Here is a 7779-nt window from a genome sequence, read left to right as displayed (position 1 = left end):
TAATCTGTCTACCTAATGGGGAGCATATCAAAGAAATAGGGCTTTTTTCTTAGTTCTTCGCATTAAATTTTACATGTAATGTACTCTGTACAGAAGAGCACCAACTGTTCTTCAATCAGGAAATGACAGGACAGTGAACCTGTCCCTTGACCCTATCAACCACTGAGGAACTCAAATACTTATCCCTATTTCAGCTTAAACTGCTCTACAACCTTTTTAAGCTCATTACTTAGCTCTGTAAGCTGCTCAGCAGAATGAGAAACCGTTTGAATGGCTACGACCTGTTCATCGGTAGATGCACTAACCTCTTCACAGGAAGCGGAAGCTTGTTGGGACATGGCTGCCATGGAGTGAATGCCTCTTAGTACGTCTGATTTACTTCGCTCGATATGATCCATTTCGTGATGGATATGGAGAATGGATAGTCTTAGTTTGTCGACAGTATCGGAAATTGAGCGGAAGCTGGTCTCAGTCGATTTGACAACATTTGCTTGCTGATCGAAATTTTCCTTCGTTTTGATCATTGATTCAACAGCTAGAATTGCTCCGCTCTCAATTGCCTCAATAGTACTCTTTACTTCATCCGTTGCGGCAACAGATTGTTCTGCTAATCGTCTAACCTCTTCTGCTACGACAGCAAATCCTTTCCCAAGTTCGCCTGCACGAGCAGCCTCGATACTAGCATTTAGAGCTAGCAGGTTCGTTTGTGAACTAATCTCTGTTACCGTCTTAATGACCATTTCAATTTGCTTAATTTTCTTTGCTAAATCATGGATGACTTCCTCCATGGAGTCTAGGTATTCACGAGAAACCGTAAAGGAGTCTCTTAAATGATTAACTTGCTGTATTCCGTTTTGATTGATGTTTTCCGCTTCTTGTGCTAAACCAGCCATTTGGGCAGCATGTGAACTGATATCCGTTATTTGCTCGCTTAGTTGATCAGATAATCGATTAGCGGATTCTGCTTCTTGAGCCGAAGATGTAGCACCTTTTGCTACTTCATTAATGGCTGCTGCAATTTCCTCACTGGAGGCATTAGCTTCTTCTGAAACAGCACTTAAGCTTTCAGCAGAAACTTTTACATCATCAACAGAAGAATCTACCCTTTGAAGAACTGACTTTAATTTTTCAACCATCCCATTGAAATGTATCCCTAATTGCCCGATTTCGTCCTTTGTAGCCACTTTTGCTACTACTGTTAAATCACCGTTTGCTATATGGGTAACCGCATCTTTTAAAGCGATAATAGGCTTTGCAATCTTAGATGCTGTGAAATAAGTAACGGCTATAGCCAAAATTAAAGCGATCAAAGAAATAATAATAATATTGATTCTTATTTCTTTTGCCCCTGCTAATAAATCATCATATTTATAAGCTGCTCCAATTTTCCATGAAGTGCTAGGCATAGTATTGTATACGAGAAGCTTTCTTTCACCTTCATGTACATAGGACGACACGCCTTCGGTAGCGCTATAGATCTTTTTTATATAAGGGAGATTCATTAGATTTTCATTGCGCAAAGTTGGATGAACAATTGCTGTCCCCTCCTTTGAAAAAACAAATGCATATCCATTATGACTAATCTTTGCCTTCTCAACCATTTTTGTCATATTGTCCAAGTGCATATCCAGCCCGATTACACCAACAACTTGACCACCCTGCTGAATGGCATAGGAGGCTGTGACCACATATTGGTTTGTGGCCGCATCTATATAAGGTTCACTCCAGACAATCTTCCCAGGATTGTTGGCCGCTTGCTTATACCAATCCCTTGAAGTTGGATCAAAATCAGGCCCCAATTCAACTGCTGGAACAATCTTCAGATCCTTCCTGGCACTGGCTGCGTAAATGGAGGTTACTTCCTTATAAGTATCTAAATAATTATGAAATGATCGTTCAAGCTCGTTAGCTTTATCACTCTCGCCAGCTTCCCCTGTTCCAGCCGCTTGAATGTAACCTGCAACTTCTGGCGAATCAGCTACATATTTCATACTTGATTCATACTGAACCATTGTCATTTGAAGGGAATGGGTGATCTCGGCAACAATACTCTTAGATTGCTCAATGACACTCCCCTCAATTTGACTTTTTGTCTTATGATCAACGAATAGCCCAATGGCTACTATCGTTAAAACTAATAGAGTCGTAAATAGTAAAATTAATTTGCCCTTGATCGACTTAAACATGGCTCTGTCTCTCCTTGATGTATGTAGTTACATCTTTTATTTAATATTTGAAAATTACATCTTCAGAATATCCCTTTTACCACCTTCCTGATTGATTTACAGTAACATATACCTAGGTTTATCTACTTAACCTTTTCAGCTACACCCAATATATACAAAACTATATACCCGGAATCAACTACTTTTTTACATTCCGTTATGTATATTTTACCTACTTAACCATTATTATCGAAAAATACAAGACTATTTAACTAAATTCAATCATCAGGTACAAGGGGACAGGTTCAGTGTCCCAGTCTCCTTGTTGTTTTATTTCAAAAAACGTACTGTATGACTCCCACTTCAAGACTTTAGGTAACTTTAATGGAAGTTTAACAGCCCGTAAAAGAGCAGGCTATAGCAAATAGCCTAGTCTTTTATTTTGCATTTGTTCCATTGCAGGAAAGTAAAATGATATAACATGAGGAATGTTCAGACATTCCCCGTATTTACTTTACACAAAATGGGACAAGGTACCTCTTTCCCAAAAATTAAAAGGACAGCAAGCTGTCCCTTTAGATATTAATTAATTTTTTTAAAGTTGATTTCTTGGTTTTGTTCTAGATATTTGTTATTTCCGATTTGATACATGGCAGGGACGTAGCGGTATACTCTGTATTGTACGCCTTTCTTTAAGATTCGTGGCAATTTATTGGTTTTGTTGATTTTTTCCCAAACAACGGTATCTTTTAATACTGTGATTATTCCAACTAGCCCTGGATGCAGTTCAGATCCCTTCCATAGTTGTTTTTGGTGGCTTGATCCTGTTAGCATATTTTTGGCTAACATAGCTTTAGATGGAGTTTCATATCGAATAACTCCTGTTCGTTCCACCCAAATGTCTCCACCAAGACCGAGCATAGGAGAAATTGCTTCATAAGCAGGAACCGATTGTCCGCCTTTAAGCCCATCGACCTTTTTTAGACGATTTTTGACTAGTTCATATATGGGATCGACCTTTTTTAGACGATTTTTTACTAGTTCATATATGGGAATTTGCTTTTTTGTGTTTAGGCAACCAATTACACCGGGTGCAAGATTATCTTTTGTACATGTTTCCCCATTTTCTCCTTCAACCTGAACAATTGTAAATGTACTGAACTTGGAGACATTAAATTCAAGGCCCCATTCAGCATTCTTAAACGATATAGCTTTTGCTTGAACCATTTCCTTTGTTCCGTCACTATGCTCAATATAAACAGCAAGATTGCCTAGGAATTTTTGGCGTTCATTGGCATTTGCCGGCAAGGTATCTTTTATAGGCAGAATTATGGATACTTGACGACCTTGCATATTTGTTTCGATTTCCATCGGGCGCCCAAGTACCTTAACGTTTCTATTTTTTGCTGCCTCTTGAATTACCTCTTCCTGCTTTGCCCGTTCATCTAGTTGTTTTTGTTGTTCCTTTGATTTGAGAGGGACAATTCTAAAGAATAGATCCTCAATAAAGGTTTCAATTGATTCTGTTGGAATGGAGATGATCACATTATTAGTAGCTAACTCTAGGTTCATATTTCCATCATTTAATTGTTTTACAGCCTGCTTTGGAATCTCAACTATTACTTCCGATACTTGATCATTTGTATCTGGAATAATAATACGAGCCGTATCAGTGCCTTGCACTTTTGCATTTTTGACCGTGTCTTTGGCAATATCCTCTGACATGGTTACGTGATCATGGACCTTACCATCTGCTGTAGTTGTTCGCATAATTGGAGTTTGGGTTAAATTCTTTCCATTTTCCCCATCTACATCGACTGTGATGACTTCAGTGTTAGGTGGGAAATTCGGTTTATCATCATTATTTCCGCTTGATGATGGGTTTATCGTAAAACTAAGACTCTTCGATTTCCCTGCTGGTCTTTCACCATCTGCTTTTACACGAACTAAAACTGTTACTTTTCCCGGAAACCTTGGCGGATTTTCAGAATAATAAGTTGTCCAACTATCTCCATTATTAACCGAGTACTCCATTGTACTATCCGCACCAATGATAATATTCTGTAAATCATTTGCAGTTACCTGCGGTTCTGCTGGCGGTGTAAAGCCTCTTTTAACCTCTAATGTATAGGTTTTAGCAGCTCCCCCTCGTGCAGTCACAACCATCGTTATCTCGTTATTTCCCTCAACTAGAGAAATTGGCTGGGTACCATTATTTCCAAGTGGATAGCCATTGCATACTATAGTTGCAGTCGGATCTAATGTACTTGCAGTAATATCAATACTCTCTATATTATAAGCTACTGACATTTTATAATCGGGTATTGACTTATCAAATTCAGGTGTGAGCTCACCTTGTGAAACGATTATAGTACTTAGATCTGCTGAAACCACATGTATTTTTCTCGTTACTTCTATTGCAGCATTGTTACTAGAATCGGAGACATTGTATTTTCGTTCATACGTGCCTAATTGGTTGGTATTAACAGTGCCAGTTACTTTAACTTTACCCGTTAAATCATGTTCTACGGCGACTTCAGCCTTATAACCAAGTTCTTTATATTCGTTTCCCAACATTATATATAATTCATCGCCGCCTAATATTTCAATAACTGGCCCTTGTTTGTCTATTACTGTAAAGTTTACAGTCGCTTTATCGGTTTTATTTCCACTTTCCTCAATCGTGTAATCAAAACTTGCTGCTCCCAACTGATCAGGAGTAAAGATAATCTTACCATCCTTTATCTCAACAGTTCCCCCTATAGGATTCTGAACAGAAGTAATTGATATTGTTTGGTCCATCTCATTAATAGGGCCTGGTTTATCATTCTGTAATAGCTCTTCAAATAAAATGGCAACAGGTTCTCCAAAATTTAACTCATGAAGATCATCATTTACTGCAATAGGAGGATCATTGACTGGATAAACAATAATGGCCGCAGTAACCGGATCACTTAATTTATTTCCATCTGTTCCTGAAGCAGCTTGAACTTTGAATCCAAATCCAGTTGTTCCAAACTCATCCTTATTAGGTGTGAACTTTAACCCTGCCATCCCTTCTGCAACTGTAATATATTGTTCATCTGCTATAGGTGTAGCTCCATCATTTTTGTAAAGTTCTCCGCCTTGAATATCAGTAATTTTAAAATGAGTGGTTATTGACCCGCCAGCTGTAGTTGGCGTTATTACTAATCCGTCTGTACTTTGTGTATCTTCATTGGTATCAGCATTGGTTACTGTAGGCTTGTCCGCTCTTGCATCAATTGTAAATGTCACATTACCACGGCTTGCCGGTGGGTCATCCTTCCCATCTGTAGTACCATTATCCTGAATTTCATACTCAAAACTAGCTATTCCTCGATAGTTTACTTCTGGGGTAAAAATAACGTTCGAACCTTCTATTCTTACGTTTCCGCCGATTCCTTGATAAACAGAATGAATGGTTAATGTCTCCCCACTCTCATTAGCAGGTCCAGTTAAATCATTCATTAATAGGGTTTCAAATGGAATAACATATTCATCTGAATTTTCCAGAATGGATGGCAATTGATCTGGTTTGGCAGTCGGCTTGTCATTAACCGAACTTACATAGATGGTTGCTTCAACAGCATCACTTAACCCTTTTCCTGTATTATTGAGAGCCGATTGCACTTCAAATGAGAATGTATCACCCTGCAGCGGAGTTGGCATCATCATTTGGCCTAAATTTCAACCCTGAAGCACCTTCATCAGCCGTGATAAAATCACCATTCGAAATCTGGAAAGTTCCATCATTTTTGTAGAGAGTTCCGCCCATAATATTGCTAATTTTATAATGAGTAACACTTGGATCTGAATTGATAACCAGTCCATTGGTGCTAATAGTATCCTCTTTCGTTACAGCTTTAGTAACACTTGGTACACTAGATCGTTTTGTCCATTTAGCATATAAGGTTAGATCCTTGTCTCCCATTTTAATTATTTCATTCGGATAATAGGAAGTACCCATTCCATCCCCTTGAGTATTCCAGCCATCAAAAGTATAACCTGATTTAATTAATGTTCCTTGCCCTGCAACTGTAATACTCTCCCCTAAGTAGTAGCTATCTTCATCTATTGGAGCACTTCCGCCATCACTCCCATTATCATTATAAGCGACAGAATATTCTGCATTCCCGGATTATGTCGTTAATATCAATACAGGACGTTGGCTAGGGGTTGGGTTTGTAGCCGATGCTATTTGGACACGATTCGAAGGGTTAGCATTCCTATCCCCTTGCAATAAGAAAGAGATTATTTTTGTAGAGTCAGAAGTAAGTTCCTTTTTAACAAAATCAGTTACATCAAATTTCTCCAATTCACCAACGACTGAAGATTTGTAATCATGACGTGAAATTTCTGAATATGTTAGAGGATTGTAGGTCGAATATCCGTTAACCCAATTATCATTTGAGATCTCATACAATGTTCCCCAAAGAGAATCTCCATGGGAAATTTGGGTACTCATGACAAAAAGTTCAAGAGTGGCACTAGTTATTTCACCATTCACATCATCTAAATTAAATTGAAACGCCGGGCTTTCAGCACTATCCATAAATTCATCAACAGAAGGCTCAGGATAATATTCACCATCAAAAAATGTAGTACTTTTAGCAGCCCAAACATTTACATTATTTGATTGAGTATCTTGTACTGCCTTTGCGGTCTTTTCAAAAATTCCTAAATATCCACCGCTAACCATAACTAAACAAAAACATAAATATAATTGTATTGTTCTCTTAAATCCCTTAGCCATCATAATCTCTCCACAAATCAAATTTTTTGAATACTCCTATTCTAGTTCTTTAGACCTTTACTTTTTTCTAAATTCGATAAAAATCGACAAAAATCTACCTTTTAGCTTATTTTAAGGCAGAAAAAGGTAAATATTCAATTGTTTTTTCAAAATCTTATTAATTTTCGCTGAGGACGATTTACTATACTCGTATTCATTCCCATCACAGCAAACGCACTGGCTTTAATGTGGTTAAGAACTAGCTTTTGGAACCTTTAGGGGGAAAATTTAATCTATCTCCTTTATCAAGAGATACTCTAATGGATTATGCAGCTTGCACTAAATTTTTCATATCCCAAGACATATCATTGTTATCGCTTGGTATAGTGTATTATCGCTGCATTAACTTGGGATCTGCCTCTCTCTTTCATTTGTAATATAAAACCTACATGAGGCATTCTCCTTATACCGCTTCTTACAGTCATAACTGAATCGCAAATTTTTCACTGCAATCAATAATTTTTTTAGTAGCATAAACAAGCTTTGTATACGCGAAATCCATCGAAATAAACTTTTCTCCAATAAATAAGACAACGCCCTTAGAAACTCCCAATGGCGTTCACTCTTTCTCAACTGCAATTTTCCTTTTAACCTATAAATAGATTTCATTTATATCTGTCAAATTTTTTCTTGTACGATACTAAAAAGCTTACTGACTTTCTCTATTCTTTCTCCCTCATCCTGTCCAGATTCCATAATGTTTGATAATGAAATTTCATCATCTTGTTTCATTGGAACCGGTTTGGAACGCTTTATCTTTTCCATTTAGAGGAGACAATTCCTATAAATCACACTTGATTA

General features: G+C 37.6%; 4 protein-coding genes and 2 pseudogenes. All 6 read right to left on the bottom strand.

Annotation, left to right across the window (positions count from 1 at the left end):
- Positions 1-185 precede the first annotated feature (185 nt).
- A complete protein-coding gene (locus H0173_RS22745; protein WP_396021211.1) occupies positions 186-1136 on the bottom strand; it encodes a methyl-accepting chemotaxis protein in 951 nt (316 codons plus the stop codon).
- Positions 1131-2186 (bottom strand): annotated as a pseudogene (locus tag H0173_RS22740) (HAMP domain-containing protein); the annotation flags it as partial. The pseudogene H0173_RS22740 and the gene H0173_RS22745, both read right to left, overlap by 6 nt.
- A gap of 561 nt (positions 2187-2747) precedes the next feature.
- Positions 2748-5861 (bottom strand): DUF4073 domain-containing protein, encoded by a 3114-nt coding sequence (locus H0173_RS10325; RefSeq protein WP_221846370.1) that lies wholly within the window; start codon positions 5859-5861, stop codon positions 2748-2750.
- Positions 5833-6297, bottom strand: a pseudogene (locus H0173_RS10320) (InlB B-repeat-containing protein); the annotation flags it as partial. The pseudogene H0173_RS10320 and the gene H0173_RS10325, both read right to left, overlap by 29 nt.
- Positions 6298-6324: 27 nt before the next feature.
- Positions 6325-6939: a CBM96 family carbohydrate-binding protein gene (locus tag H0173_RS10315; protein ID WP_221846368.1), complete on the bottom strand. Its 615-nt coding sequence runs from the start codon at positions 6937-6939 to the stop codon at positions 6325-6327.
- A 460-nt stretch (positions 6940-7399) separates the two neighbouring features.
- Positions 7400-7531 (bottom strand): hypothetical protein, encoded by a 132-nt coding sequence (locus H0173_RS22275; RefSeq protein ID WP_260631134.1) that lies wholly within the window; start codon positions 7529-7531, stop codon positions 7400-7402.
- Positions 7532-7779 lie beyond the last annotated feature (248 nt).

Source organism: Bacillus sp. S/N-304-OC-R1, assembly GCF_019749375.1.
In the GTDB taxonomy this organism is placed as follows: domain Bacteria; phylum Bacillota; class Bacilli; order Bacillales; family Cytobacillaceae; genus Cytobacillus.
Note: the sequence above shows the minus strand (reverse complement) of the source record. Positions and strands in the feature narration are given on the sequence as shown.